At 70.8% G+C, this 24,071-nt stretch carries 25 protein-coding genes and 1 pseudogene; 6 read left to right on the forward strand and 20 right to left on the reverse strand.

The features are described 5' to 3' along the window. Positions 1–23 precede the first annotated feature (23 nt). From dapA to HCA58_RS16565, 4 genes are all read right to left on the reverse strand, one after another. Complete coding sequence (gene dapA, locus HCA58_RS16550) at positions 24–950, reverse strand: 4-hydroxy-tetrahydrodipicolinate synthase (RefSeq protein ID WP_169598742.1); 927 nt, start codon at positions 948–950, stop codon at positions 24–26. Positions 951–1,029: 79 nt separating this feature from the next. Further along, positions 1,030–1,773, reverse strand: a complete 744-nt coding sequence (thyX, locus tag HCA58_RS16555; RefSeq protein WP_169598795.1) for an FAD-dependent thymidylate synthase — start codon at positions 1,771–1,773, stop codon at positions 1,030–1,032. 53 nt (positions 1,774–1,826) lie between these two features. Beyond that, on the reverse strand, positions 1,827–2,384 hold the full coding sequence (locus HCA58_RS16560) for a DUF2752 domain-containing protein (protein ID WP_346776011.1): 558 nt from the start codon (positions 2,382–2,384) through the stop codon (positions 1,827–1,829). 5 nt (positions 2,385–2,389) lie between these two features. After that, positions 2,390–3,619, reverse strand: a complete 1,230-nt coding sequence (locus HCA58_RS16565; RefSeq protein WP_169598744.1) for a crosslink repair DNA glycosylase YcaQ family protein — start codon at positions 3,617–3,619, stop codon at positions 2,390–2,392. A gap of 78 nt (positions 3,620–3,697) precedes the next feature. Between HCA58_RS16565 and HCA58_RS16570 the strand changes: the two genes are divergently transcribed. Continuing rightward, positions 3,698–4,252 carry a GNAT family N-acetyltransferase gene (locus tag HCA58_RS16570; protein ID WP_169598745.1) on the forward strand — a complete coding sequence of 185 codons (555 nt, stop codon included), beginning with the start codon at positions 3,698–3,700 and terminating at the stop codon, positions 4,250–4,252. Here HCA58_RS16570 and HCA58_RS16575 read toward each other — a convergent pair. Next, positions 4,148–5,425 (reverse strand): glycosyltransferase family 87 protein, encoded by a 1,278-nt coding sequence (locus HCA58_RS16575; protein WP_169598746.1) that lies wholly within the window; start codon positions 5,423–5,425, stop codon positions 4,148–4,150. The genes HCA58_RS16570 and HCA58_RS16575 overlap by 105 nt on opposite strands. A 35-nt stretch (positions 5,426–5,460) precedes the next feature. Here HCA58_RS16575 and HCA58_RS16580 point away from each other — a divergent pair, with 35 nt between their 5' ends. After that, positions 5,461–6,042, forward strand: a complete 582-nt coding sequence (locus HCA58_RS16580; RefSeq protein WP_169598747.1) for a GNAT family N-acetyltransferase — start codon at positions 5,461–5,463, stop codon at positions 6,040–6,042. Between the two features lie 89 nt (positions 6,043–6,131). Here the strand turns inward: HCA58_RS16580 and dapB are convergent, their stop codons facing one another. The 6 genes from dapB to truB form a co-directional block, all read right to left on the reverse strand. Further along, positions 6,132–6,905, reverse strand: coding sequence for a 4-hydroxy-tetrahydrodipicolinate reductase (gene dapB, locus HCA58_RS16585; RefSeq protein ID WP_169598748.1), 774 nt, complete (start codon positions 6,903–6,905; stop codon positions 6,132–6,134). A 68-nt stretch (positions 6,906–6,973) separates the two neighbouring features. Further along, entirely contained in the window at positions 6,974–8,272 is a 1,299-nt protein-coding gene (locus HCA58_RS16590; protein WP_346776016.1) for a pitrilysin family protein, read from the reverse strand. Positions 8,273–8,472: 200 nt separating this feature from the next. Continuing rightward, positions 8,473–10,839, reverse strand: coding sequence for a polyribonucleotide nucleotidyltransferase (locus HCA58_RS16595; protein ID WP_169598749.1), 2,367 nt, complete (start codon positions 10,837–10,839; stop codon positions 8,473–8,475). A 221-nt stretch (positions 10,840–11,060) separates the two neighbouring features. Further along, on the reverse strand, positions 11,061–11,330 hold the full coding sequence (gene rpsO, locus HCA58_RS16600; RefSeq protein WP_099847095.1) for a 30S ribosomal protein S15: 270 nt from the start codon (positions 11,328–11,330) through the stop codon (positions 11,061–11,063). Positions 11,331–11,523: 193 nt separating this feature from the next. Beyond that, positions 11,524–12,453, reverse strand: a complete 930-nt coding sequence (locus HCA58_RS16605; protein ID WP_169598750.1) for a bifunctional riboflavin kinase/FAD synthetase — start codon at positions 12,451–12,453, stop codon at positions 11,524–11,526. 85 nt (positions 12,454–12,538) lie between these two features. Continuing rightward, positions 12,539–13,423, reverse strand: a complete 885-nt coding sequence (truB, locus tag HCA58_RS16610) for a tRNA pseudouridine(55) synthase TruB (protein WP_169598751.1) — start codon at positions 13,421–13,423, stop codon at positions 12,539–12,541. 143 nt (positions 13,424–13,566) lie between these two features. Between truB and HCA58_RS16615 the strand changes: the two genes are divergently transcribed. Then, the gene (locus tag HCA58_RS16615) at positions 13,567–13,887 is read left to right on the forward strand and encodes a hypothetical protein (RefSeq protein WP_169598752.1); all 321 of its coding nucleotides are present in this window, start codon (positions 13,567–13,569) and stop codon (positions 13,885–13,887) included. A 480-nt stretch (positions 13,888–14,367) separates the two neighbouring features. Here HCA58_RS16615 and HCA58_RS16620 read toward each other — a convergent pair whose 3' ends face one another. From HCA58_RS16620 to rimP, 9 genes and pseudogenes are all read right to left on the reverse strand, one after another. Further along, positions 14,368–14,577: a DUF6186 family protein gene (locus HCA58_RS16620; RefSeq protein WP_205808859.1), complete on the reverse strand. Its 210-nt coding sequence runs from the start codon at positions 14,575–14,577 to the stop codon at positions 14,368–14,370. Next, positions 14,577–14,984 (reverse strand): hypothetical protein, encoded by a 408-nt coding sequence (locus HCA58_RS16625; RefSeq protein WP_169598754.1) that lies wholly within the window; start codon positions 14,982–14,984, stop codon positions 14,577–14,579. Before HCA58_RS16625 ends, HCA58_RS16620 begins: the two co-directional genes overlap by 1 nt. 63 nt (positions 14,985–15,047) lie before the next feature. Beyond that, on the reverse strand, positions 15,048–16,088 hold the full coding sequence (locus HCA58_RS16630) for a bifunctional oligoribonuclease/PAP phosphatase NrnA (RefSeq protein WP_169598797.1): 1,041 nt from the start codon (positions 16,086–16,088) through the stop codon (positions 15,048–15,050). A 101-nt stretch (positions 16,089–16,189) separates the two neighbouring features. Then, the gene (gene rbfA, locus HCA58_RS16635; protein WP_169598755.1) at positions 16,190–16,681 is read right to left on the reverse strand and encodes a 30S ribosome-binding factor RbfA; all 492 of its coding nucleotides are present in this window, start codon (positions 16,679–16,681) and stop codon (positions 16,190–16,192) included. Between the two features lie 123 nt (positions 16,682–16,804). After that, the gene (locus tag HCA58_RS16640) at positions 16,805–17,098 is read right to left on the reverse strand and encodes a DUF503 domain-containing protein (protein WP_169598756.1); all 294 of its coding nucleotides are present in this window, start codon (positions 17,096–17,098) and stop codon (positions 16,805–16,807) included. A 91-nt stretch (positions 17,099–17,189) separates the two neighbouring features. Beyond that, complete coding sequence (infB, locus tag HCA58_RS16645) at positions 17,190–20,168, reverse strand: translation initiation factor IF-2 (protein ID WP_169598757.1); 2,979 nt, start codon at positions 20,166–20,168, stop codon at positions 17,190–17,192. 93 nt (positions 20,169–20,261) lie between these two features. Then, positions 20,262–20,592, reverse strand: a pseudogene (locus HCA58_RS16650) (YlxR family protein). Between the two features lie 16 nt (positions 20,593–20,608). Then, positions 20,609–21,652, reverse strand: a complete 1,044-nt coding sequence (nusA, locus tag HCA58_RS16655) for a transcription termination factor NusA (RefSeq protein WP_169598759.1) — start codon at positions 21,650–21,652, stop codon at positions 20,609–20,611. Next, the gene (rimP, locus tag HCA58_RS16660; RefSeq protein WP_169598760.1) at positions 21,649–22,290 is read right to left on the reverse strand and encodes a ribosome maturation factor RimP; all 642 of its coding nucleotides are present in this window, start codon (positions 22,288–22,290) and stop codon (positions 21,649–21,651) included. Before rimP ends, nusA begins: the two co-directional genes overlap by 4 nt. A gap of 167 nt (positions 22,291–22,457) precedes the next feature. Here rimP and HCA58_RS16665 point away from each other — a divergent pair, with 167 nt between their 5' ends. The 3 genes from HCA58_RS16665 to HCA58_RS16675 all read left to right on the forward strand — a co-directional run bounded on the left by HCA58_RS16665 (position 22,458) and on the right by HCA58_RS16675 (position 24,071). Then, a complete protein-coding gene (locus HCA58_RS16665) occupies positions 22,458–22,970 on the forward strand; it encodes a hypothetical protein (protein WP_205808867.1) in 513 nt (170 codons plus the stop codon). Continuing rightward, the gene (locus HCA58_RS16670; RefSeq protein ID WP_169598761.1) at positions 22,967–23,416 is read left to right on the forward strand and encodes a ferritin-like domain-containing protein; all 450 of its coding nucleotides are present in this window, start codon (positions 22,967–22,969) and stop codon (positions 23,414–23,416) included. The genes HCA58_RS16665 and HCA58_RS16670 overlap by 4 nt, the downstream gene beginning before the upstream one ends. A gap of 73 nt (positions 23,417–23,489) precedes the next feature. Further along, positions 23,490–24,071 carry a PadR family transcriptional regulator gene (locus tag HCA58_RS16675; protein WP_169598762.1) on the forward strand — a complete coding sequence of 194 codons (582 nt, stop codon included), beginning with the start codon at positions 23,490–23,492 and terminating at the stop codon, positions 24,069–24,071.

Below are 24,071 nucleotides of genomic sequence, written 5' to 3' on the forward strand. Positions count from 1 at the left end.
GCGGCGTCTGTCGTATCGTTTGATCATTCAGGGAGGGGCAGGCCCGCCGCCACGCAGTCGGCGCGCAGCTGGGCGATCTCACCGTCGGTGGCGTCCACAAGCGGCGGCCGGACCGGCCCCCCGGGCAGGCCCTGCGCCGCAAGGCCAGCCTTCACCAGGATCACACCCTGGGCACGGAAGATCCCCGTAAACAGTGGCAGCAGACGGCGGTGCAGCGCCAACGCGGTCGCCGTGTCCCCCGTGTCGTACGCCTCGATCATCTGCTTGGTCTCGGCGCCGGTGAAGTGCGTGGAGGTGCCAACGACACCGACACAGCCGACGGCGAGCGCGGGCAGGGTGAGCGAGTCCTCGCCGCTGTAGTAGGCCAGCTCCGCCCGACTGGTCACCCAACTCGTCGCCGTCAGGTCGCTCTTGGCGTCCTTCACCGCGACGATCCGGCCGTGCTCGGCGAGCTGGACCAGGGTTTCCGTCTCGATCGCCACACCCGAGCGGTGCGGGATGTCGTAGAGCATCACCGGCAGGCCGGTGGCATCGGCCACGGCGGTGAAGTGACGCAGCAGACCGGTCTGCGGCGGCTTGTTGTAGTACGGCGTGACCACCAGCAGCCCGTGTGCACCGGCCTTCTCCGCCGAGGTGGCCAGCTCGATGGTGTGCCGGGTGTCGTTGGTGCCGACGCCCGCAACCACCCGCGCCCGGTCGCCGACAGCCTCCACCACGGCCCGGATCAGGCGTTCCTTCTCGACGTCGGTGGTGGTCGGCGACTCACCGGTGGTGCCGTTGACCACCAGCGCGTCGTTACCCTGCTGGGTGACCAGATGATCCGCCAGCCGCGCCGCGCCGTCGAGGTCGAGCGCCCCGTCGGCGGTGAACGGGGTCACCATGGCCGTGAGCACCCGGCCGAACGGACGGGAGGCCGCTCGAACCGGAGCATCCAGGTGGTCGTGCGTCATGGTGACAACCTATCGGACGGCCGACGGGAGGCCACCGGGGAAGGGCTCACCACCACCGGGTCGGCGGGCTGAGGTCCGCTCAGGATGTCTGGGCGTACGGGCTGTGCGCCACCTCCGTGCCGTCGGGCAGCGCCGAGATGGTGAAGTCGGCGAAGACGTTCGGCGCGACCCGCTGCAACTGTCGCAGGCACTCCACGGCCAGCTCACGGATCTCCACGTCGGCGTGCTCGGTGGCACGCATATCGATGAAGTGCCGCCAGGCCCGATAGTTGCCGGTCACCACGATGCGGGTCTCGGTGGCGTTGGGCAACACCGCCCGGGCAGCCTGGCGTGCCTGCTTGCGCCGCAGGGTCGGGTTCGCCACATCGGCGAAGCGCCGCTCCAGCCCCTCCAGCAGCTCGTTGTAGGCCCTTACGCTCGCCTCGGCCGCCTCGACGAACCGTTTGTGCAGCTCGGGATCCTCGGCGATCACCGTCGGCTCCACCATGGCGGCGTCCCGCTCCGGCACGTACCGCTGCGACAGCTGGGAGTAGGAGAAGTGCCGATGCCGGATCAGCTCGTGGGTGAACGAACGGGACACCCCGGTGAAGTAGAAGCTCACCGAGCCGTGCTCGAGCACCGAGAGGTGACCGACCTCCAGGATGTGCGCCAGGTAACCGGCGTTCGTCGCCGTCGCCGGGTTGGGCTTCTGCCAGCTCTGGTAACAGGCCCGCCCGGCGAACTCCGCCAACGCCTGCCCGCCGTCAGCATCGGTCGACCACGGCACGTCCTCCGGCGGGTCGAACTGGGTCCACGCGATCAGCTTGACCTGGGGCTGCACCATTTCCGGCATTCCTGGGACTGTAGCGGACCGGGCAGCAGGCAGCGGGCAGCGGCCTAGACGTAGAGCGCGGTGAAGGGTGGCCAGGGGAAGTTGCGGACCACCGAGAAGGCCAGCCAAGCGGCGAGGAAACCGCCGATCAGCTTCGGGCCCACCCGCAGGTCGGGCAACCGCCAACCGAACGCCTGCCGACCCGCCCAGGCGACGAAGAGATACGCCAGGAAGGGCAGCGCGAAGACGAAGAGGAAATGGTGCCGGGCGGCGGCCGGCAGATCGGCGTGCAGCACGTACCACAGGGCGCGGGTGGCACCGCAACCCGGGCAGTCCAGCCCCGTGGTCATCTTGAGCAGGCACGTCGGCAGTGCGTCGGGCGCCGAGCGGGTCGGATCGCTGAGCAGCGTGTAGCCGATGCCCGCGGCAACGCAACCGACCGCGGCCAGGGGCACCACCCAGCGTGGCGTGCGGGCGTGCATCCGGATCACGAACCGGGTGAGTCGATCGGACTCAGCCACCGGATAACCGGCCGGGTGACCGGCGTCCGATCCACCAGGTGGATGCCCCCACTGCAGATCAGGCTGCGGCTGGGTAGCGTCCGGTCGGTCAACGCTCGTCACGAACCTCACCGTACACCGGCGACGTCCACCAACGCGGCGGCCAGCGGCGCCGCGAGGTCACCGGAGGCCGGCGGTGCCACCGTGTCCAGCCCGAGCCAGCCGGCCAGGCGGTACAGCTCCACGGCGAGGGCGGCAGCCGTCTCGACCGGGTCGACGCCCGGCTCCACCCAGGCGGCCGGCACCAGCAGCACCCCGGACCGACGATCCGCCTTCAGGTCGACCCGGGCCGTGAAGCGCTCGCCCTGCCGGAACGGCAGCACGTAGTAGCCGTACACACGTTGCGGTGCCGGCACGTAGATCTCGATGCGGTAGCTGAAACCGAACAGCCGCTCGGTACGGGCACGTTCCCAGACCAGCGGGTCGAAGGGACTCACCAGGCCGTCGCCGCGTACCCAGCGGGGCAGCCGCGCCTCGGCGTGCAGCCAGGCCGGCTGCCGCCACCCCTGCACCGCGACTTGTCGCAACTCCCCCGACTCGGCCAGCTCGGCGATGGCCTGCCGGGCGCCGGCCACCGGCAGCCGGAAATAGTCGCGCAGCTCCGGCTCCGCGGCCACCCCCAGCGAGCGGGCCGCGATGCCCACCAGGGTGCGGTACGCCTGCGCCTCGGTAGGCGTCGGCATGTCCAGCACGTCAGCCGGTAGCACCCGTTGCGGCACGTCGTACCGGCGGGCGAAAGAAGGCGTACGCTGCGCAGCGCACACCTCGCCGGCCCAGAAAAGGTATTCCAGGGCCTGTTTGACCGCAGACCAGTTCCACCCCCAGTTGCCGCTGCGGCGGGGCGCGTCGTGCTCGATCTCGGCGACGGTCAGCGGCCCCCGGGCGGCCACCTCGTCGCGTACCCAGGACACCAGAGCGGGCTGCTCGGCGACGATGCGGCGCATCCCACCCCAGGCGTCGCTGTGCGCCCGGGCCATCCGCCAGCGCAGCGCCGGATGCAGGGCGACCGGCACCAACGACGCCTCGTGGCCCCAGTACTCGAACAACTCGCGGGGCCGGCGGTAGGCGGCGGAGTCGAGCAGGGCGGTGGGATAGGGCCCGAGCCGGCTGTAGAGCGGCAGGTAGTGCGCACGCTGCAGGACGTTCACCGAATCCATCTGGATCAGCCCGATCCGGTCGAGCACCCGACGCAGATGCCGGCGGGTGGGCGCCCCGGTCGGCGTCGGATCGGCGAAGCCCTGCGCCGCCAACGCGACGCGGCGGGCCTGGGCGAGCGAGAGCGGTTCCGGTGCGACCATCGTCCGCAGGCTACGGCAGGCATACGACACCGGTGCGGACGCTGGACCTGCCCGCCCTCACGGCCTAGAACTGTCTGCATGCCCAGCATCCGCCACGAGCAGCCGGACGACGCCGACGCGGTGGCCCGGGTGCATGTCCGTGGCTGGCAGGCTGGCTACGCCGGGATCATGCCGGACGAGGTGCTCAACCGGCTCAACCCCGTCGCCTGGGCACAGCGCCGCCGCGCCCTCGGCACCGCCGACCCGGACCACCCGTTCACCACGTTGCTCGCCGAGGAGTATGGCACGCTCGTCGGGTTCACCACCTTCGGGCCGTACCGCAACATCCAGGACCGGGACGACCTCGACCCGGCGTACGGCGAGGTCGTGAGCCTCTACGTCATCCCCGAGAACTGGGGCGACGGCACCGCCCGGGCACTGCTCGCGGCGGCGCGGGCGGGCCTGCGTGAATCCGGCCGGGCGGAGTACCGACTCTGGGTGCTGGCGGACAATGGCCGGGCCCGACGGTTCTACGCGCGGGCCGGGCTGTCAGCGGACGGTGAGCGGTCGACCTATCCGGTGCCGTTGTCCGGCGGGCGACCCGCGATCGGGCTCGTCGAACTGCGGTACACCGGCCGACTCGACGACGGCTGAACACGACGACGACCGGGCAGCCACCGGAAGCAGGCCCAGCATGGCCAGGCTGATCCAGACATAGGTGTTACTGAACAGGAAACCGTCGAGACCGGTGAAGTCCTTCTCCCACGCCCAGACGATCCGGCTGGTCAGGAACGCGTACCCGATGGCTGCGGTAGCCAGCAGGAGCCGACGACGGCGACCGCCCGGCGGGGCGGCCATCCCCCGGTCCACCAGCAGCAACAGACCCGGCAGCAGCCAGACCAGGTGATGCACCCAGGTGACCGGGCTGACCAGGCACATCACCGCGCCGGTGAGGGCCAGCCCGGTGGCCTCGTCGCCGACGGACGCCGCGACCCGGGACCGCCAGGCCCAGAGCACGAGGGTCGCGGCGACCAGCAGCAGCCAGCCCAGCGTGCCGGGGTTCTGCGGGTCGAGCCGGGCCAGCACGCCGCGCAGCGACTGGTTGGAGACGAAAGTCAGCTCGCCGACACGCCCGGTGTTCCACAGTGCGCTGGTCCAGAACTCCCGGGAGGCGTCCGGGAACAACGCTGCGGCGAGGACGGTCGCGGCGGTCGCGGTGCCCGACGCGGTCACCGCCGCCCGCCACCGTCGGGTCACCAGGAGGTAGACGATGAAGATGCCGGGCGTGAGCTTGATCGCGGTGGCCAGGCCGACGCCGACCCCGGCCCATCTGCTGCCGCCCGGCAACAGCCGGAGCAGATCCACCGCGACCAGAAAGAGCAACAGGGTGTTGACCTGGCCGAAGTTGATCGTCTCGCGCATCGGTTCGAAGGCGGCAACCAGACACAGAGCCACCGCGAAGACGAACCAACGGGTCCAACCGGCGCGCCGGGACACCGGATCGAGCAGCCACCAGATCAGCACCGCGCTGGTGGCCACACCGGCGGCCACGCTCACCACGATCGCCGCGTGCCACGACAGGTACGCCATCGGCAGCATCAGCAGAGCGGCGAAGGGCGGGTACGTGAAGCCGTACTGGGTGCCGGGCTTGAGATAGTCGTATATCTCTCCGCCGTCGTGCACCCACCAGACCAGAGCCCCCCGGTACACCTGCAGGTCGAAGAAGCCGTGCCGGACGGCCGCCACGGACAGGAACCCGGTCACCGCCACGGCGAGGACGATCACGAAGGCGACCTGTCCGACCGTCCGCCTGGCACCCTGCGCCACCGTCGCCTCCCTCGCCCTGCGTAGGCTGTCGTGCCATGAGTCTCGGGTACGTCCGCCCGGCGCGTCCGGAGGACGCCGCCGAGATCGCCCGCATCCAGCTCGCCACCTGGCGGGTCGCCTACCGGCGGCTGCTACCCCGGGAGGTGCTGGAAAGCCTCGACGAGGAGTCGCTGGCCGAGCGTTGGGACGCCTCGGTGCGTCAGCCACCCGGCGACACCCACCGGGTGCTCGTCGCCGTCGAACAGGCCGAGCAATCATATCTGGTGGGGTTTGCCGCATCCGGCCCGGCCGACGCGGAGGCGCTGGCCCCGAACGAACCGGCCGACGCTCTCGGCGCCGACGTGGTGGCGGTGACCGATCTGCTCGTCGAACCGCGTTGGGGCCGGCGCGGTCACGGCTCGCGGCTGCTCGCCGCCAGCGTCGACCTGTGGCGGGAGTCCCGCTTCGACCGGGCGGTGGCGTGGGTGTTCGAAGGTGACCAGGCGTCGCGGAAGTTCCTCACCACCGCCGGCTGGGAGTTCGACGGGGCGGGCCGCGCGCTGGACGTCGACGACATGTTGGTCCCCCAACTTCGTCTGCACGTCGCCGTCCCCACCGCAACGCCCCAGGCCGGCTGACCGGCCCCGGTCAGTGGCCGGCGCCGACGATGGCCAGCCCCCGACGACGGCCGGCCGCCGAGTCGCGCCCGGCTGGTCAACCGGCCACCCTAGTCGAGCAGGGCGTCCAAGCCGAGGGTCAGGCCCGGTCGGTGCCGCACCGCGCGTACCGCGAGCAGCACTCCGGGCATGAAGGAGACCCGGTCGTACGAGTCGTGCCGGACGGTGAGGGTTTCACCGGTGGTGCCGAAGAGCACCTCCTGGTGGGCGACGAGCCCGGTGGCCCGCACGGCGTGCACGCGTACCCCGTCGACGTCGGCACCTCGGGCACCGGCGATCTCGTCCCTGGTGGCGTCCGGTGCCGGGCCGAGACCGGCTTCGGCGCGGGCCGCCGCGATCAGGCGGGCGGTGTGCGTGGCGGTGCCGCTGGGCGCGTCGAGCTTGCGTGGATGGTGCTGTTCGACGATCTCCACCGACTCGAAGTAGCGGGCGGCGCGGGCGGCGAACTGCATCATCAGCACCGCACCGAGACCGAAGTTGGGGGCGATCACCACCCCGACGCCGGGCCGGTCGGCGAGCCAGCCGCGGACCTTCTCGATCCGCTGCTCGGTGAAGCCGGTGGTGCCGACCACCGCGTGGATACCCTGGTCGATGCACCAGTGCAGGTTGTCCATGACGACATCCGGGGTGGTGAAGTCGACAAGGACCTCCGCCCCCGCCTCGGCGGCGTCGACAAGCCAGTCATCCTGGTCGACGGTCACGACCAGTTCCATGTCGGCCGCCGTCCCGACGGCCCGGCAAACCTCCGCGCCCATCCGGCCACCGGCACCCAGCACCCCGACCCTGATCGACTCGGGTACGCCCTTCTCCTGCTCGTCAGTCACGCGGCACAACCTATCCCAATCGGGACGTGGACACCTCGAGGGTGGGGCCCCGGGTCAGCCGGAGGGGCTCAGAGACGGAAGTCCCGGCCGACGAACGGGCCGACGACGGCGAGGGACATCGGCCGGTCCAGCAGTTCGGCGGCGAGGGAGTTGACGTCGTCGAGGGTGACCGCGTCGACCCGGTCGAGCAGCTCGTTGACCGGCACCAGGTCCCCGTAGAGCAGTTCACCCTTGGCCAGCCGGCCCATCCGGGAACCGGTGTCCTCCAGACCGAGCACGAACGACCCCTTGCTCATCCCCTTGCCTCTGGCCAGTTCCGCCTCGGTGATACCGTGCGCGGCGGTACGCGCCAACTCGACGCGGGTCAGCTCCAGCACCTCGTCGACCCGACCCGGGGTGCAGCCGGCGTAGACGCCGAACAGGCCACTGTCGGCGTACTGGCTGGCGTAGGAGTAGACGGAGTAGGCGAGGCCACGGCGCTCACGGATCTCCTGGAACAGCCGGCTGGACATGCCTCCACCGAGCACGTTGTTGAGCACGCCCAGAGCGAAGCGACGCCCGTCGCGCCGGTCGATTCCCGGGCAGCCCAGCACGATGTGCGCCTGCTCGGTCTCCTTCTCCTGCACCACAGCGGCGGCGGCCCGGTTGCGTACGCGGGGGGTCGCCGGTCGCTGCGGCGCGGGCGGAGCCGGGTCGGTGTCCAGCGGGGTGTCCCGCAGCGCCTGTCGGACCAGTCGGACCACGGCGGTGTGGTCGAGGTTGCCGGCGGCGGCGACGACGATCTGGGGTGCCACGTAACGTCGACGGTAGAAGCTCTGGATCTGCCGGCGGGACATCGCGGTGACGGTGTCCTCGGTGCCGGAGATCAGCCGGCCCAGCGGGTGGTCACCGTAGATGGCCTGGGCCAGCAGGTCGTGCACCTCGTCGCCGGGCTCGTCGTCGTGCATGGCGATCTCTTCGAGGATGACGCCCCGCTCGGTCTCCACGTCGGCCGGCTCCAGCACCGAGTCGGCAACGAGATCACACATGACGTCGATGGCCAGGGGCAGGTCCTCGTCGAGCACCCGGGCGTAGTAGCAGGTGTACTCCTTCGTGGTGAAAGCGTTGGTTTCCCCGCCCACAGCCTCGATCGCCGAGGAGATCTCCAGAGCGTCCCGCTTGTGGGTTCCCTTGAACAGCAGGTGTTCCAGGAAGTGTGCGGCACCGGCCTGCGGGCCGGTCTCGTCCCGTGAACCGACCGCCACCCAGATGCCGAACGAGACGCTGCGCATCGCCGGAATCGCCTCGGTCAGCACCCGCAACCCGTTCGGCAGCACGGTGCGGCGGGCCGTGCCGCCCAGCGGATCGTCGCTCAGGGTCCGGGTCACCGCCCGGGGCGACCCACCGGCATCCCGGGCGGTGGCGGTGGCCTGCCGACCCGTGCGCGGGGTCGACCACGGTCGGGCCCCGATAGGGGACGAATGCCGGGTCCGGTTCACGGCCACCTGCTTCCAGTACGGCGAGTGCGTGGGTGAGTTGACGAACCGGCCGGGCGACGGTGTCGCCCGGCCGGTGAACGGTTCAGCTGTCAGCTGTGTCGGGTACGGCGCCGGGGACGGTTGTCGCCGCCGCCCTCGCCACCTTCGCCACGCTCGGGGCCGCGTCCGCCCCGGTCGGCACCGCGCTCGCGGTCGCCCCGGTCACGCGGGCCCCGGTCGCCGCCCCGGTCCCGTCCGGCGGGCCGTTCTGCGTCGGCCTCGGCGGCCGGCGCCTCGGCGCCCTCCGGGCGGACCTTGTCCAGGTAGATCTTGCCGCGCTGGTCGATGTCGGCGATCTCGACCTCCACGCGATCACCGACGTTGAGGAAGTCCTCGACCTTCTCGACCCGCTTGCCGTCGCCGACCTTGGAGATGTGCAGCAGGCCGTCCCGGCCCGGCAGCAGCGACACGAACGCACCGAACGGGGCGGTCTTCACCACCGTGCCGAGGAAGCGGTCGCCGACCTTGGGCAGGGTCGGGTTGGCGATCGCGTTGATCCGCTCGACCGCGGCCTGCGCCGACGGTCCGTTGGTCGCGCCGACGTAGATGGTGCCGTCGTCCTCGATGGAGATCTCAGCGCCGGTCTCGTCCTGGATGGCGTTGATGGTCTGCCCCTTCGGACCGATCACCATGCCGATCTTGTCGACCGGGATCTTGACCGTGGTGACCCGCGGCGCGTAGTCGGACATCTCTGCCGGCGTCTCGATCGCCCGCTGCATCACGTCGAGGATGGTCTGCCGGGCCTCGTGGGCCTGTTGGAGCGCGGCGGCCAGCACGTCCGACGGGATGCCGTCGAGCTTGGTGTCGAGCTGCAACGCGGTGACGAAGTCGCGGGTGCCGGCGACCTTGAAGTCCATGTCACCGAAGGCGTCCTCGGCACCGAGAATGTCGGTGAGCGTGACGTACTGGGTCTTGCCGTCGACCTCGTCGGAGATCAGGCCCATCGCGATGCCCGCGACCGGCGCCTTCAACGGCACACCGGCGCTGAGCAGGCCCAGCGTCGATGCGCAGACCGAGCCCATCGAGGTGGAACCGTTGGAGCCGAGCGCCTCGGAGACCTGCCGGATGGCGTACGGGAACTCCTCCCGCGAGGGCAGCACCGGGATCAGCGCCCGCTCGGCCAGGGCGCCGTGCCCGATCTCGCGGCGCTTCGGCGAGCCGACCCGACCGGTCTCACCGGTGGAGTACGGCGGGAAGTTGTAGTTGTGCATGTAGCGCTTGGACTTCTCCGGGGACAGGGTGTCCAGCGCCTGCTCCATACGCAGCATGTTCAGCGTGGTGACGCCGAGGATCTGGGTTTCGCCGCGCTCGAACAGCGCCGAGCCGTGCACCCGGGGCAGCACGCCGACCTCGGCGCTCAGCGGACGGATGTCACGCGGGCCCCGGCCGTCGATGCGGACCTGCTCCCGCAGCACCCGGCTACGCACCTCGGACTTGGTGAGTGAACGGAAAGCGGCGGAGAGTTCCTTCTCCCGGCCCTCGAAACGCGGGCCGAGTTCCTCCTGCATGCGCGCCTTGACCGCGTCCAAGGCCTCCTCACGCTCCGCCTTGCCGGCGATCTGCAACGCCTCGGCGACGTCGGCGCGGGCCAACTCGGCGACCGCGTCGTACGCGTCGTCGGAGTAGTCGAGGAAGACCGGGAACTCGGCGACCGGCTTGGCTGCGACCTCGGCCAGCTCGCTCTGCGCCCGGCACAGTTCACGGATGGCGGGCTTGGCGGCCTCCAGACCGCTGGCCACAACCTCCTCGGTCGGAGCGGGTGCCCCGCCGGCGACCAGTTTCACGGTGTGTTCGGTGGCCTCCGCCTCGACCATCATGATCGCGACGTCGCCGTCGGCCAGGGAACGGCCGGCGACCACCATGTCGAAGGTTGCCCGGGTCAGCTCCTCGTGGGTCGGGAACGCGACCCACTGGCCGTCGACGTGGGCCATCCGGGTTGCCCCGATCGGGCCGGAGAACGGAAGACCGGACAGCTTGGTCGACATCGACGCGGCGTTGATCGCGACAACGTCGTACGGGTGCTGCGGATCGAGCGCGAGGATCGTCTCGACGACCTGGACCTCGTTGCGCAGTCCCTTGACGAACGACGGGCGCAGCGGCCGGTCGATCAGGCGGCAGGTGAGGATGGCGTCCTCGCTGGGCCGGCCCTCACGGCGGAAGAACGAGCCGGGGATGCGACCCGCGGCGTACATCCGCTCCTCGACGTCGACGGTCAGCGGGAAGAAGTCGAACTGCTCCTTCGGCTGCTTGCCGGCGGTGGTGGCGGAGAGGACGACCGTCTCGCCCAGCTGGGCCGTGACGGAACCGGCGGCCTGCCGGGCCAGCCGACCGGTGGAGAAGGTGATCTCACGGGTGCCGAACGACCCGTTGTCGATCACGGCGGTGCGGGTTTCGGTGCCGAGTCTGGTCTCGGTCATGCTGTTTCCATGCTCCTTCGCATCGGGGGCCACGACGCGGGAGCGGTGCGGACGGCCGGTCTTCGATCGAAGCGCCCGGGACCACCGGCAGGATGCCAGGGTGCCCGGAGGCCACTACCGGAGACCGGTACGCCGACGCTCCCTTGTCTGGGTGGTCGTGGCCCGTTTCTCGGGTGGGACGCCGACGGGGGAGTGACCTGGTGGGCCACTCCCCCGTCCCGTCACCGACGCAGGCCGAGCCGCTCGATGAGCGACCGGTAGCGGTTGATGTCCTTCTTCTGGACGTAGTTCAGCAACCGACGGCGACGACCGACGAGCAGCAGCAGCCCACGGCGGCTGTGGTGGTCGTGCTTGTGCACCTTCAGGTGCTCGGTGAGATCGGCGATCCGCTTGGTGAGGACCGCGACCTGCACCTCGGGCGAGCCGGTGTCGCCCTCTGCGGTCGCGTACTCCTCGCGGATCTTGGCCTTGGACTGCTGGTCGAGCGCCATGTTCTCCCTGTTCTGGTGGGTTGTCTCGATGCTTGTCCGTCGGGCCGGGCTACGGCACCGGTGACGGACGACCCTCGCCCCCGCGGCGTCGAGCAGGCAGGCGAGGCCCCACGTCGGTCAGCCGACGTTTCCGCCAGACTACCAGCACCTACCCGACCCGGCCGGTCAAGGGCACCGGCGGGTCGGTGACCGGTCAGCCCAGCACCCGGCGGGTCTGCTCGACGTCCTGGGCGATCTGAGCGACGAGCGACTCGATCGAGTCGTAGCGGGCCTGGCCGCGCAGATGCGCCACGAAGTCGAGCGCCAACCGCTCACCGTAAAGGTCACCGTCGAAGTCCAGCGCGTACGCCTCGACCCGGCGTTCCCGGCCGGAGAAGGTGGGGTTGGTGCCGATCGACACGGCGGCGGCCAGCGGCTGCTGCTCCCCACGTCGCACCATCCGGGCAGCGTAGATCCCGTCGGCCGGGACCGCCGCGTAGCGGTGACAGAGCAGGTTCGCCGTCGGGTAGCCGAGCTCCCGCCCGCGCTGGTCACCGCGGACGACCACTCCCTCGAGCCGATGGGCGCGACCCAGCGCCTCAGCCGCCGCGGCCACGTCACCGGCGTCGACACAGGACCGGATGTACGTCGAGGAGAAGACGGTACCCGACTCGGCCACCAGCGGAGCCCCCTCGACGGCGAAGCCGAACGTGTGGCCGAGCCGTTCCAGCAGCGCCACGTCGCCGGCGGCCCGGTGACCGAACCGGAAGTTGCCGCCCACCACCACGAGTGCGGCATGCAGGTGCTCCACCAGCACGTCGTGCACGAACGCCTCGGCCGACAACCGGGACACCTCGGGTGTGAACGGTATGACGCAGAGCACGTCCGCACCGAGTGCCTCGATCAACTCCGCCTTGCGGTGCGGCTCGGTCAGCACCGCCGGATGGCTACCGGGTCGCACGACCTCGGCCGGATGCGGATCGAAGGTGAGCACCACCGACTTGAAGCCGAGTTCCCGGGCTCGTGCCACGGCGTGCCCGATCGCCGCCTGGTGCCCCTTGTGCACCCCGTCGAAGACGCCGATGGTGACCACCGACCGCCCCCAGCCACCGGGCGCCGCCTCGTACCCCCGCCACCGCTGCATTCTGCTCCTCCGCTGTCGTTGGCCCGCACCGTCGGCGATTGGCCGTCGGCGATTGGCCGTCGGCGATTGGCCGTCGGTGCCGGCGTCAGGCCGGAGCGAACACGATCTCCGCTCGGGCCCGGCCGGCCCGCTCGCTGACGATAGCGATCAGCCCGCCGGCCGGATCGAAGACCGCATACGGCCCGGTCCGGCCGACCGGGTCCAACGGACCGCCGTGGGAAAGCACCTTCGTCTCCTCGGCGGTGGCGTCCCGGCGGGGGAAGAACCGCTCAGCGGCGACCGTCAGCGGCAGGTTCACCACAGCCGGGGCGCGGTGCGCCAGCTCGTCGAGGGTGCCGGCCTCCGCCAGGGTGAATCCCCCCACGGCGGTACGGCGCAGTGCGCTCAGGTGGCCGCCGACCCCGAGGAGCTGGCCTGCGTCCCGGGCGATCGCCCGGATGTACGTCCCGGTCGAGCAGGCCACCTCGATGTCGACATCGACCACGTCAGGCAGGTCTCGCCGGATCGCCAGCACGTCGAGCCGAGACACGGTCACCCGACGGGCCGGCAGCTCGACGCTCTCCCCCTCACGGACCCGCTTGTACGCCCGCTGCCCGTTGATTTTGATGGCGCTCACCGCGCTCGGCACCTGGTCGATCTCCCCGGTCAACCCGGCCAGGGCATCCCGGACCGCCCCGTCGGTGAGCGGCCCGACCGGGGTGGTGGCGATCACGTCGCCCTCCGCGTCGTCGGTGACGGTGGCCTGGCCGAGTCGGATCGTCGCCGCGTAGCTCTTGTCCGCGCCGATCACGTACGTCAGCAGCCGGGTGGCCCGGCCGACCCCGATCACCAGGACCCCGGTGGCCATCGGGTCGAGCGTGCCGCCGTGACCGACCCGACGGGTCCCGGCCAGCCGGCGGATCCGGGCGACCACGTCGTGCGAGGTCATGCCACCGGACTTGTCCACCACGATCAGACCGTCTGTGCTCACGACGTGCAAGCCTGCCAGATCGCCCCGTCGACGTGAGCATCGGACGGGCCGCCGAAAATCAGGTGTCCGGGTCGCGATCCCCTTGGCACCATCGACGCATCGGCAACGGCCAGTACCGCACCGGCAGGCCACGGGGAGACGAGATGACGACGGAACACGGTCCCGACCGGACGCACCAGCCCGACGACCCGGTCTGCCTCCAGACGTCACAGCAACCCAGCGCCCTACCGGACTGGATGTTGAATCCACCGCCCGCGAGGCGCACGTTCGGTGTCCGGATCGGCGAAAGGGTGACCACCCTGCCCGGTGCCGGGGTGATCCGTCGCCGCTGGTGGGCCTGGCAGCGGCGGCAGCCGCTGCGGGAGCGCTACCCCAACACGGTGAAAGTCATCGCGTTGTTCGCCTGCTTCGTGGTCAGCCTGGCTCTGATGCTCGCCATCTACTCGCTGTACGGTCGGGCCTGATCAAGCGGGAACGCGCTCCTCGCCGCCCACCAGGCCGGGTCCAGCCCGACGGCACCTGCGGACGTTCGGACCGGCGGTGACGTCGTACGCGTAGCAGCCGGTCGTCACCGCCGGTCGGACACCGTCACTGACGGGTGTCCATGGAGGTCTGCAGGGCACGACGGGCCTGCTCGCGGGCCTCGTCAGTGGTCTCGGACGCGGGCTTGGCAGCCATAACGGTTCCCTTCCAGGACACGCGTCACCGATCCCGGCGACACGTCACGGGCGGTGCGGGGACTGTCGCCCGGAACCGGGTTCCGGGGTCGCCGGAACGGCGGTGGGCGGCCTGGTGGCCCGGGTCGGTGAACCCTGGAGCAGGAGCGACACCGGGTACGGCTTCGCCCCTGACCTGCGCCGAAGCGACGCCGATCGTTTCCCAAGTTATCGTTCAGGTCCACATGGTGCGTGCTGTTCCCGCGATCTGGACAGAGCGGCTGCTCGTCAACGAGCCAGGAAATGCCAGCCGATCCACCACCAGAAGCCGAACAGCCCGATCCGGCCCACCGGCACCGGGCCCACCTCGTACCGCATGACGTACGCGCAGAGTTCACCGAGAGTCGGAATCCGCGAACCCTCCCGGCGGGCCAGCCACTCGATCAGCCCGAACAGCGCCAACCCGAACAGGAAACCGCCGATCGCCAGTGCCCGCATCATCGCCGCACCAGTCCCCAGAAGGCCGACAGCCACACCAGCCAGGCCGCGGAACGAACCAGACGGTCCTCCAGCAGCGGATCGGCCAGCAGTGAGAAGGTGGGGAAGTCGTCGCCGGACGCCGCGACGAAGGTGGCGCCCTCGAAGATCCCGAACACCACCACCGGCAGGGTCCACCAGACCGCGCCGGATCGCAGTCGTTCAGGCGCCGGACGAGCCTGCACCCGCTTGGTGAGGCCGAGCCAGATCAGCACCCCACCCGCACCGAACACATAGACGTTAGCCTCAGTCGAGAAGGACGGGAAGCGGCCACCCACCAGGGAGAGGGCGACGAGCACCGGTACACAGACGACCGGCCGCTCCCAGGTGCGTGGAGTGTCGACGGTGAGATCGTGGGGCTGCTCCATCATCCGATTCTCTCCGCCCTGTCCAGGTGCCGGAACCCTGACGCCCCGGAGCCGACCCTGAAATCACCCCTGCTGGTCGGTACCGCTCCCCTCGTCGTACGCCCGCAACTGCGTGCGAATCCGCTCGATGACCTCGTCCACCGTGCCACCACCGGTGAAACCGGCGGCCAGCCGATGCCCGCCACCGCCCAACGCGACCGCCACCCGACTCACGTCGGTCGCGCCTTTGCTGCGCAGAGAGACCGCCCACACGGCCGGCGCGGTCTGCTTGACCACACAGCTGACGTCGGCCTCGGCGGTGCAGCGCACCGGATCGATCAGTGCTTCCAGCACGTACGGCCGCTGCTCGTGACGGGCCAGGTCGTCCAGGGTCGCGTACGTCCAGACCAGGCCCTGCCCGCCGGCCTCCTCGGGCTCCAGCCGGGCCCGGCCGAGGACCTCACCGAAGAGCCGCACCGCTCCGAACGGCCGGCTGTCGAACACCCGCCGCGAGATGTCACCCGGCCGGATTCCGGTAGCCAGCATCCGGGCCGCCATCTCGTGCACCGCCGGGGTCGTCGCGTCGAATCGGAACGAGCCGGTGTCGGTGCTCAGCGCCACGTACAGACATTCGGCTATGCCGGCGTCCAGCGGCACGCCGAGCCGATCCAGCAACTGCTCGACAAGCACGGAGGTCGCCGCCGCAGCCGGGTCGACCAGATTCACGTCACCGAAGCCACGGTTCGAGGCATGGTGGTCGAGCACCAGTGCGGTGCCCTTGCCGGCCAACCGGTCGGCCAGGTCCCCCAGCCGTGACTCGCTGGCCGCGTCGAAGCAGACGACCAAATCCGGCTCGGGTTCCGCCTCCGTCTCCGTGACCAGCAGTTCCAGACCGGGCAGACCGCGCAGCGGCTCGGGCACCTCCGGTGGCCCGGGAAAGGTGGCCTGCAACCGGCGTACGCCGAGTCGCCGCAACCCGAGCGCGAAGCCGAGCATGCTGCCCAACGCGTCGCCGTCCGGGTTGACGTGGCAGATCAGCAGCACCCGGCCGTCGGCGGGCAACTGGCGGACCGCCGCCACCGCAGCACCCCAGTCAGCTTCGGTCGGCCCGGCGTCGACCGTCACCGAGGCCGACTCACCGTCGGCGGTCGCACCGGCCCGACCGGTACCGGGCTGCTTCCGCACGGCAGGATCCGGCTCGGTCGCGGCGCCACCGGCGGGAGCGGTCACCGACGGTCCCCGCCCCTGGTGTCTCCGGTGCTTTCGTCTGGCTCGTCCTCGTCGTCGGCGCCGTCCTCGTCGTCGTCGAGACGGTACGGCTGTGCCTCACCGGCGTACTCGGCTCGGGCGGCCAGGCGCTGCACCTCGGCATCGGCGTTGCGGGCGGCAGCGAGCAGATCGTCGATGTGCTTGACCTGATCCTGCACATCGTCCAGCACGAACGTGAGCGTCGGCGAGTGGCGTAGCCCGAGAGCCTTGCCGACGGTGCTGCGCAGCATGCCCTTGGCGCTGTCCAGCGCGGCGGCGGTGCCCGCCTGGGCCGCCGCGTCACCGAGCACGGTGTAGAACACAGTGGCGTCACGCAGATCGGCAGTGATCCGGGCGTCGGTGATAGTGACCATCCCGAGTCGGGGGTCCTTGATCTGACTCCGCACCACCGACGCGACCAGCTCGCGAACCCGTTCCGCGTGCCGGCGTACCTTGGCCGCATCCGTCATCTCCGCCACCTCCACGGCATACCCCTACCGGCCGGACCGGCGACGCCGGATCCCGGACCGACCCCAACACCCGAACCCTACCCGCGCCATCCGCCGCGACGTGCCGGGGCGGACGCCCACGACTCAGTCGTCCTTGCCGTACAACCGGCGACGCACCGACAGCAGTTCGACCTCCGGACGACCCGCCACCAGCCGCTCGCAGGAGTCGAGCACCTCGCGGGCGTGGGCCGCCTCGGCGGCCACCACCGCCACTGCTATCTCCGCCCTCCCGTGCAGGTCGAGCGCCCCCACCTCGGCGGCCGACACGTCGAACCGGCGAAGCGCCGCGACGATCGGTCGCACATAGGACCTCTTGGCCTTCAGCGACCGGGAATCCCCCGGCAGCAGCAGGTCGAATACTGCGGTTGCGGTGTACATCGTCTGAGGACACTACCCCCACCCGGCCCCACATGATCAAGGGGTTTACGCCGGCCGGCGTAAACCCCTCGATCAGTGCGTCACCGCAGGATCAGGTGCGGACCTTCTCCCGCATCTCGAAGGTCTCGATCACGTCGCCGACCTGGACGTTGTTGTAACCACCCAGGGTCAGACCACACTCGAAGCCCTCCCGGACCTCCGTCGCGTCATCCTTGAACCGCTTCAGCGAGCTGATCGTGAGGTTGTCCGCCACGACCGTGCCGTCGCGCAGCAGGCGCGCCTTCGCGTTCCGTCGGATGACACCCGACCGGACGATACAACCGGAGATGTTGCCGATCTTGGACGAGCGGAACACGTCGCGGATCTCCGCAGTACCGAGCTCGACCTCCTCGTACTCCGGCTTGAGCAGGCCCTTGAGCGCCGCCTCGATCTCCTCGATGGCCTGGTAGATGACGGTGTAGTACCGGATCTCCACGCCTTCGCGGTCGGCCATCTCACGGACCTTGTTGGAGGCCCGCACGTTGAAGCCGATGATCGTGACCGGCTCGGACGAGGCGCTCGCGAGCATGACGTTGCTCTCGGTGATCGCGCCGACGCCCCGGTCGAGGACCTTGAGCTGGACCTCCTCGGGAATGTCGAGGTTGAACAGCGCGTCCTCCAACGCCTCCACCGAACCGGAGACGTCGCCCTTGAGGATGAGGTTGAGCGAAGTCTTCTCACCCTCCTTGAGCTGCTCCATGAGCGTCTCGAGAGTGGCCCGGCCACGGGAGTTGGCGAATGCCGCCGCTCGCCGACGAGCCTGCCGCTGCTCGGCGATCTGCCGCACCGTACGGTCGTCCGCCGCAGCGAGGAAGGTGTCGCCGGCTCCCGGCACCGCGGTCAACCCGAGGACCATGACCGGACGCGCCGGACCTGCCTCGTTGACCTGGTTACCGTTCTCGTCGAGCATCGCCCGGACCCGGCCGTGCGCCCCACCGGCGACGATCGAGTCGCCGGCCCGCAGGGTGCCCTTCTGCACCAGCACCGTCGCCACCGCACCGCGGCCCTTGTCCAGGTGTGCCTCGATGGCCACACCCTGCGCGGGGCCGTCGGTCGGAGCGGTCAGCTCCAGCGACGCGTCGGCGGTGAGCAGCACCGCTTCGAGCAGTTCCTCGATACCGGTGCCCGGCTTCGCGGCCACGTTCACGAACATGGTCTCGCCGCCGTACTCCTCGGCAACCAGGCCGTACTCGGTCAGCTGCTGGCGGACCTTGTCCGGGTTCGCCTCCGGCTTGTCGACCTTGTTGACCGCGACCACGATCGGCACCTCGGCCGCCTTGGCGTGGTTCAACGCCTCGATGGTCTGCGGCATGACACCGTCGTCGGCCGCGACCACCAGGATCACGATGTCGGTCACCTGGGCACCACGGGCACGCATCGCGGTGAACGCCTCGTGACCCGGGGTGTCGATGAACGTCACCGCACGGTCTTCGCCTTCGTGCGGCACGTGCACCTGGTAGGCACCGATGTGCTGGGTGATGCCACCGGCCTCCCCGGCAACGACGTTCGCCTTACGGATCGCGTCGAGCAGCTTGGTCTTACCGTGGTCGACGTGACCCATGACGGTCACCACCGGGGCCCGGCTGACCAGGCGGTCCTCCGCGACCTCGGCGTCGAGGTCGATGTTGAACTGCGCGAGCAGCTCCCGATCCTCGTCCTCCGGGCTGACGATCTGCACGTTGAAGCCGAGGTGCTCACCCAGCAGCAGCAACGTGTCATCGGAGCACGACTGGGTAGCGGTCACCATCTCGCCCAGGTTGAACATCTCCTGGACCAGCGAACCCGGGTTGGCGTTGATCTTGTCTGCGAAGTCCGAGAGCGAGGCGCCCCGGGACAGACGCACCGTCTGCCCCGAACCACGCGGGGCACCCGAACTCATGGTCGGAGCCGACAGGTTGTCGAACTCCTGTCTGCGCTGCTTCTTCGACTTGCGACCACGGGTCGGCTTACCACCCGGACGCCCGAAGGCACCTGCGGCACCACCGCCACGGCCACGGCCACCGCCACCGGGGCGACCGCCGCCACCGGCCGGCGCACCCGGACGGAATCCACCGCCACCGCCGCCGCCGCCGGGACCACCACGGTAGCCACCGCCACCGCCGCCGCCACCGGGACCACCACGGTAGCCACCGCCACCGCCGCCGCCACCGGGACCACCACGGTAGCCACCGCCACCGCCGCCGCCACCGGGACGGCCGGCGCCCCCACCGGCACGACCGGCACCCGGTCCACCCGGACGACCCGGACGCTGGCTCGGCATCGACGCCGGGCTGGGACGCGGCGGCATCGACGCCGGACTGGGACGCGGCGGCATCGACGCCGGGCTGGGACGGGAACCGCCACCGCCACCGGCAGGTGGCCGCTGCTGGCTTCCCTGGATACCGAAGGGGTTGTTGCCGGCACCACGCGCCGGCGGTCGACCCTGCCGACCACCCGGCCCCGGGTTGGTCGGGCCGGGACGACCCGCAGCCGGGGAACCCGGTCGAGGCGGCATCGTACCGGGACCGGGTCGCGGACCCGGACGGGCACCACCGTCGGCCGGAGGCTCCCGGCGGACGTTCTCCCGCTGCTGCTGGCGGGCGGCCTGGGCGGCCTTGACCGCAGCCTCCTGCTCAGCCTTCAGCGCGGCAGCGCGCGCCTCGGCGGCGGCCACCTCGATGTCGTGAGCACTCGCCGGCTTGGCTACCGGGGCCGCCGCAGGCGGCGGACCGGGTACCGGACCCTTCGGCTTCGGACCGGGCACCGCCGGACGCCGTGGCGGCGCCGGCTTGGCGGTGACCCGAGGCTCGCCGGGAGTCGGCGACGGGGTCGGTGTCGCTGTCGGAGCCGGCGCGGCCGGCGGGGCAGCCGGCGGCGCACCAGCGCCGCCCGAGGCGACGAAGGCGTTGCGCAGCCGTCGGGCGACAGGCGCCTCGACGGTGCTGGACGCAGACTTGACGAACTCGCCCATCTCCTTGAGCTTGGCGAGTACGGTCTTGCTCTCGACCCCGAGCTCTTTTGCAAGCTCGTGTACGCGGGCCTTACCTGCCACTGCACTCCTCACTCCGAGGTCGTGCGGGCAGCACCCGCAGCGACCTCACTCGTGCACTTGAAGCCTGATCATTTCTGGGACTTCATCGTGTGCTCATGTCGGTCGTCCTACCTTGCTAGCGGCCCTCGTCCGGTCGGGTGACCGAACGTGGTGGTTGACGCGTCAGGAACTCCGCGAGAGTCCCTTCATCCGGAACCCCGGCGACGCGCAGCGCGCGCCCGAAGGCACGACGCCGCACTGCCTGCGCGAAGCAGGCCGGATCCGGGTGCATGTTCGCTCCCCGACCCGGCATCCTGCGGGCCGGATCGGGTCGGAGACTGAAACCAGCCCCGTCGCCGATCGCGACGATCCGCAGCAGTTCACTGGCCGGCGCACGCCGTCGACAGCCCACACAGGTGCGCTCCGGCAGCGCGCGTCGTGCCACTGGTGAAAGTCTACCCCTAGCTGCCCGACACCGCTCCGCCCGGTTCCCGGACGTGATCAGCTCCGGCTCGTCCGGCAGGGGCGGCCTGCTCGGCGTCGGACCGGATGTCGATCCGCCAACCGGTCAATCGGGCAGCGAGTCGGGCATTCTGCCCCTCACGCCCGATCGCGAGCGACAGCTGGAAATCCGGAACGGTCACCCGCGCCGCCCGGTTGCCCAGGTCGACCACCTCGACCCGCAGCGCCTTGGCCGGGGAGAGCGCGTTTCCGACGAAGGTCGCCGGATCGTCCGACCAGTCGATGATGTCGATTTTTTCTCCGTGGAGCTCGCTCATCACCGCCCGGACCCGCTGACCCATCGGACCGATACAGGCACCCTTGGCGTTGACCCCGGCGGCGGTGGAACGCACCGCAATCTTCGTACGGTGACCCGCCTCACGGGCGATCGCCCCGATCTCCACCGTGCCGTCGGCGATCTCGGGCACCTCCAGGGCGAAGAGCTTCTTCACCAGATTCGGGTGCGACCGGGACAACGTCACCTGTGGGCCACGCATCCCCTTGGCCACGTGCACCACCACGCAGCGGATCCGCTCGCCGTGGGTGTACCGCTCGCCGGGCACCTGCTCCGACTGCGGCAGCACCCCCTCCAGCTTGCCGAGGTCGACGGTGACGATGCCCTTCTCGGACCGGGCCTCGTGCGCCTGCACCACCCCGGTCACCAGATCACCGTCGCGGCCGACGTACTCGCCGAAGTGCGCCTCGTCGGTGGCCTCCCGCAGCCGCTGGAGGATCACCTGCTTGGCAGTCATGGCAGCGATCCGGCCGAAGTCGTGCGGGGTGTCGTCCCACTCCCGCTCCACGGTGCCCTCGGCGTCCAGCTCCTGGGCGTAGACGAGCGCCGCACCGGTCTTACGGTCGATCTCCACCCGGGCGTGCGGCTCAGCACCGTCGGTGTGCCGGTACGCGGTAAGCAGCGCGGTCTCGATCGCCGCGAGGATCGTGTCGAACGGGATCTCCCGCTCGCGCTCCAGTGCACGCAGCGCCGCGAGGTCGATGTTCACCTCTCCTCGTCCTCCACATCGTCATCGTCGTCGACGTCTTCTGATTCGGCCAGCTCGTCGAGGCGGGTGAACTCGACCTGCACCCGACCCGGCCCGAGGTTGGCGTAGGGGCACTCTTCGCGGGCGACGTCGGTCTCCAGCACCACACGTTCGGTGTCGGCGTCGACCACCCGGCCAGTGACCTGACGGTCGCCTCCGGGCTGCCCCGAGGCCGGGTCGGCGCGCACCGTCACCCGGACCAACCGCCCCACGTTGCGGCGCCAGTGCCGGGGCAGCGTCAACGGGCGATCCACGCCCGGCGAACTGACCTCGAGCTGGTACTCCCCCGCGACGATGTCGCCGTCGCGCTCCTCCGCCGCGTCCAGGGCGGCGGACACTGCTCGCGACACGTCGGCCACCGCGTCCAGGTTGATCCCACCGTCGGCGTCGACGATCACGCGCACCACGTGCCGGCGGCCGGCTCGGGAGACGGTGAGGTCCTCCAGGTCGTAGCCGGCGGCGTGGACCACGGGGGCGATCACCGAGCGCAGCCGCTCACGGCGGGCGGCGAGATCACCTCGGGCGATCTGACCCGCACGCGCAGCCTGCCCACCGCGGGGTCGACCCGTCGTCCTGGTGGCCCGGCCACGCTGCGTCATCCGAAGCCCCTTCTGCTGCTCGCCGACATCATGCCGGCACGCCCCCGGTACGGACGCACCGGCGGCTGCGCAGAGCGTAACGCGCCGCCCGGACGATGGCCCGGGCGGCGCACCGACGCCACCGCCGGACACGCGTGCCGGCGATGGTGTTGACTTGTCCGGTGGCGATGGGCAGAACGACTCGGCAGGACGTTTCGTCCGAGCTTTCCCGACGCGGCCTCCTCCGGGCCGGTGTGCTGCTGGCGCTCGGCGGGGCCGCCGCTCCGCTCGCCGGGTGCGGCCTGCTGGACCGCGACGGACAACCGCCGCAACCCGATCCGCTCGCGCCGCTGTTGAACGAGTCGCTCCAGCTCGCGGCCGGTCTACGCGCGACCGTCGACGTCCACCCCGACCTGGCCGACCGGCTACTCCCGCTTGCCGAGTCGCACGAGGCGCACGCTGCGGAACTGGCCCGGCTCACCGGTGTGGCGACCGCCCCCGCCACCCCCACGGTCAGCCCGTCGGGCTCTCCGACGGCGGGACCGACGGACCGCTCGGCCGCCATGGCGGCCCTGCGGGAATCCGAACGCGTCGGTCGGGAATCCGCACTCCAGGCCTGCGCCGCGGCGCCCGCCGAACGCGTCGCGCTGCTCGGCTCGGTCGCCGCCGCCCGCGCCACCCACGTGGAGGCGCTGCGATGAGCCGGCGCATCGCCACGACCGGATCCGCCACGGCGCTCGCCGACGCCCTCACCGCCGAGTACGCCGCGATCTGGGCCTACGGCCCCGTCGGAGTGCGGCTCAGCGGCGCGGAACGCGAGGCCGCGGTGGAGGCGGAAGCCGCCCACCGGGCCCGCCGGGATGCCCTGGTCGTGCAGTTGAGCACCGGCGGCGGCAGCGTACCGCCGGACCGGCCCGGGTACGCGATGCCCTTCCCGGTGACCGATCGGGCCAGCGCCCTGCGTCTCGCCGTGCAGGTGGAGGAACGAACCGCGGCCTTCTGGCGGGCGACGTTGCCGGTCAGCACCGGCGCCGAGCGGGATCGCGCTCTGGCGGCCCTGGTGGAGTACGCCGTGCGGGCCACCCGCTGGCGGCGCAGCGCCGAGATCACCCCCCTGACCGTGCCGTTCCCGGGTCGCCCCGGCTGATCGGACCCGGCGTCCACGGACTCGCGTCCGGTCCGGTTGCGATCGACATACCAGGTATGCATACTCCGTTGCCATGTCCATCCGTCACGGCCTGCTCGCCCTGCTCGAACGCGGGCAGATGTACGGCTACCAGCTCCGGGCCGCCTTCGAGGAGTCGACCGGCGCCACCTGGCCGCTGAACATCGGACAGGTCTACACCACCCTGTCCCGGCTGGAGCGGGACGGTCTGGTCAGGTCACTTCCGGAGAGCGAGGCCGGACAGCGGCCGTACGAGATCACCGACGCCGGGCGGGCGGACCTGACCCTGTGGTTCGCCACCCCGATCAGCCGCAGCGACCGCCCGCGCGACGAACTGTCGATCAAGTTGGCGCTGGCGTTGACCACCCCGGGCGTGGATGTCCGGGCAGTGGTCCAGACGCAACGGACCGCCACCATGCGCACGTTGCAGGAGTTGACCCGGCTGAAGTACTCAGGTGACGGTCCGGCGGACCTGCCGTGGCGGCTGGTGCTGGACGCGATGGTGTTCCAGGCCGAGGCCGAAGTGCGCTGGCTCGACCACTGCGAGAGCAGTCTGACAAGGCACCGCCCGCCGGCCACCGGCCCGACACCCCTTGCCGAGGCGGTGGACCACAGGGATGAGGAGGCACGACGGTGA

The sequence above is a fragment of the Micromonospora sp. HNM0581 genome (assembly GCF_012726175.1).
Taxonomy (GTDB): domain Bacteria; phylum Actinomycetota; class Actinomycetes; order Mycobacteriales; family Micromonosporaceae; genus Micromonospora.

Coding starts and splice junctions, on each gene's coding strand:
- dapA (WP_169598742.1), bottom strand. CDS start 950: ATGACGCACGACCACCTGGATGCTCCGGTTCGAGCGGCCTCCCGTCCG.
- HCA58_RS16670 (WP_169598761.1), top strand. CDS start 22,967: ATGAGCCGGCGCATCGCCACGACCGGATCCGCCACGGCGCTCGCCGAC.
- rbfA (WP_169598755.1), bottom strand. CDS start 16,681: ATGACGGATGCGGCCAAGGTACGCCGGCACGCGGAACGGGTTCGCGAG.
- rimP (WP_169598760.1), bottom strand. CDS start 22,290: ATGACGCAGCGTGGCCGGGCCACCAGGACGACGGGTCGACCCCGCGGT.
- thyX (WP_169598795.1), bottom strand. CDS start 1,773: ATGGTGCAGCCCCAGGTCAAGCTGATCGCGTGGACCCAGTTCGACCCG.
- HCA58_RS16565 (WP_169598744.1), bottom strand. CDS start 3,619: ATGGTCGCACCGGAACCGCTCTCGCTCGCCCAGGCCCGCCGCGTCGCG.
- HCA58_RS16615 (WP_169598752.1), top strand. CDS start 13,567: ATGACGACGGAACACGGTCCCGACCGGACGCACCAGCCCGACGACCCG.
- HCA58_RS16580 (WP_169598747.1), top strand. CDS start 5,461: ATGAGTCTCGGGTACGTCCGCCCGGCGCGTCCGGAGGACGCCGCCGAG.
- HCA58_RS16595 (WP_169598749.1), bottom strand. CDS start 10,839: ATGACCGAGACCAGACTCGGCACCGAAACCCGCACCGCCGTGATCGAC.
- HCA58_RS16640 (WP_169598756.1), bottom strand. CDS start 17,098: ATGTACACCGCAACCGCAGTATTCGACCTGCTGCTGCCGGGGGATTCC.
- HCA58_RS16570 (WP_169598745.1), top strand. CDS start 3,698: ATGCCCAGCATCCGCCACGAGCAGCCGGACGACGCCGACGCGGTGGCC.
- HCA58_RS16665 (WP_205808867.1), top strand. CDS start 22,458: ATGGGCAGAACGACTCGGCAGGACGTTTCGTCCGAGCTTTCCCGACGC.
- HCA58_RS16605 (WP_169598750.1), bottom strand. CDS start 12,453: ATGCAGCGGTGGCGGGGGTACGAGGCGGCGCCCGGTGGCTGGGGGCGG.
- HCA58_RS16625 (WP_169598754.1), bottom strand. CDS start 14,984: ATGGAGCAGCCCCACGATCTCACCGTCGACACTCCACGCACCTGGGAG.
- HCA58_RS16620 (WP_205808859.1), bottom strand. CDS start 14,577: ATGCGGGCACTGGCGATCGGCGGTTTCCTGTTCGGGTTGGCGCTGTTC.
- HCA58_RS16675 (WP_169598762.1), top strand. CDS start 23,490: ATGTCCATCCGTCACGGCCTGCTCGCCCTGCTCGAACGCGGGCAGATG.
- rpsO (WP_099847095.1), bottom strand. CDS start 11,330: ATGGCGCTCGACCAGCAGTCCAAGGCCAAGATCCGCGAGGAGTACGCG.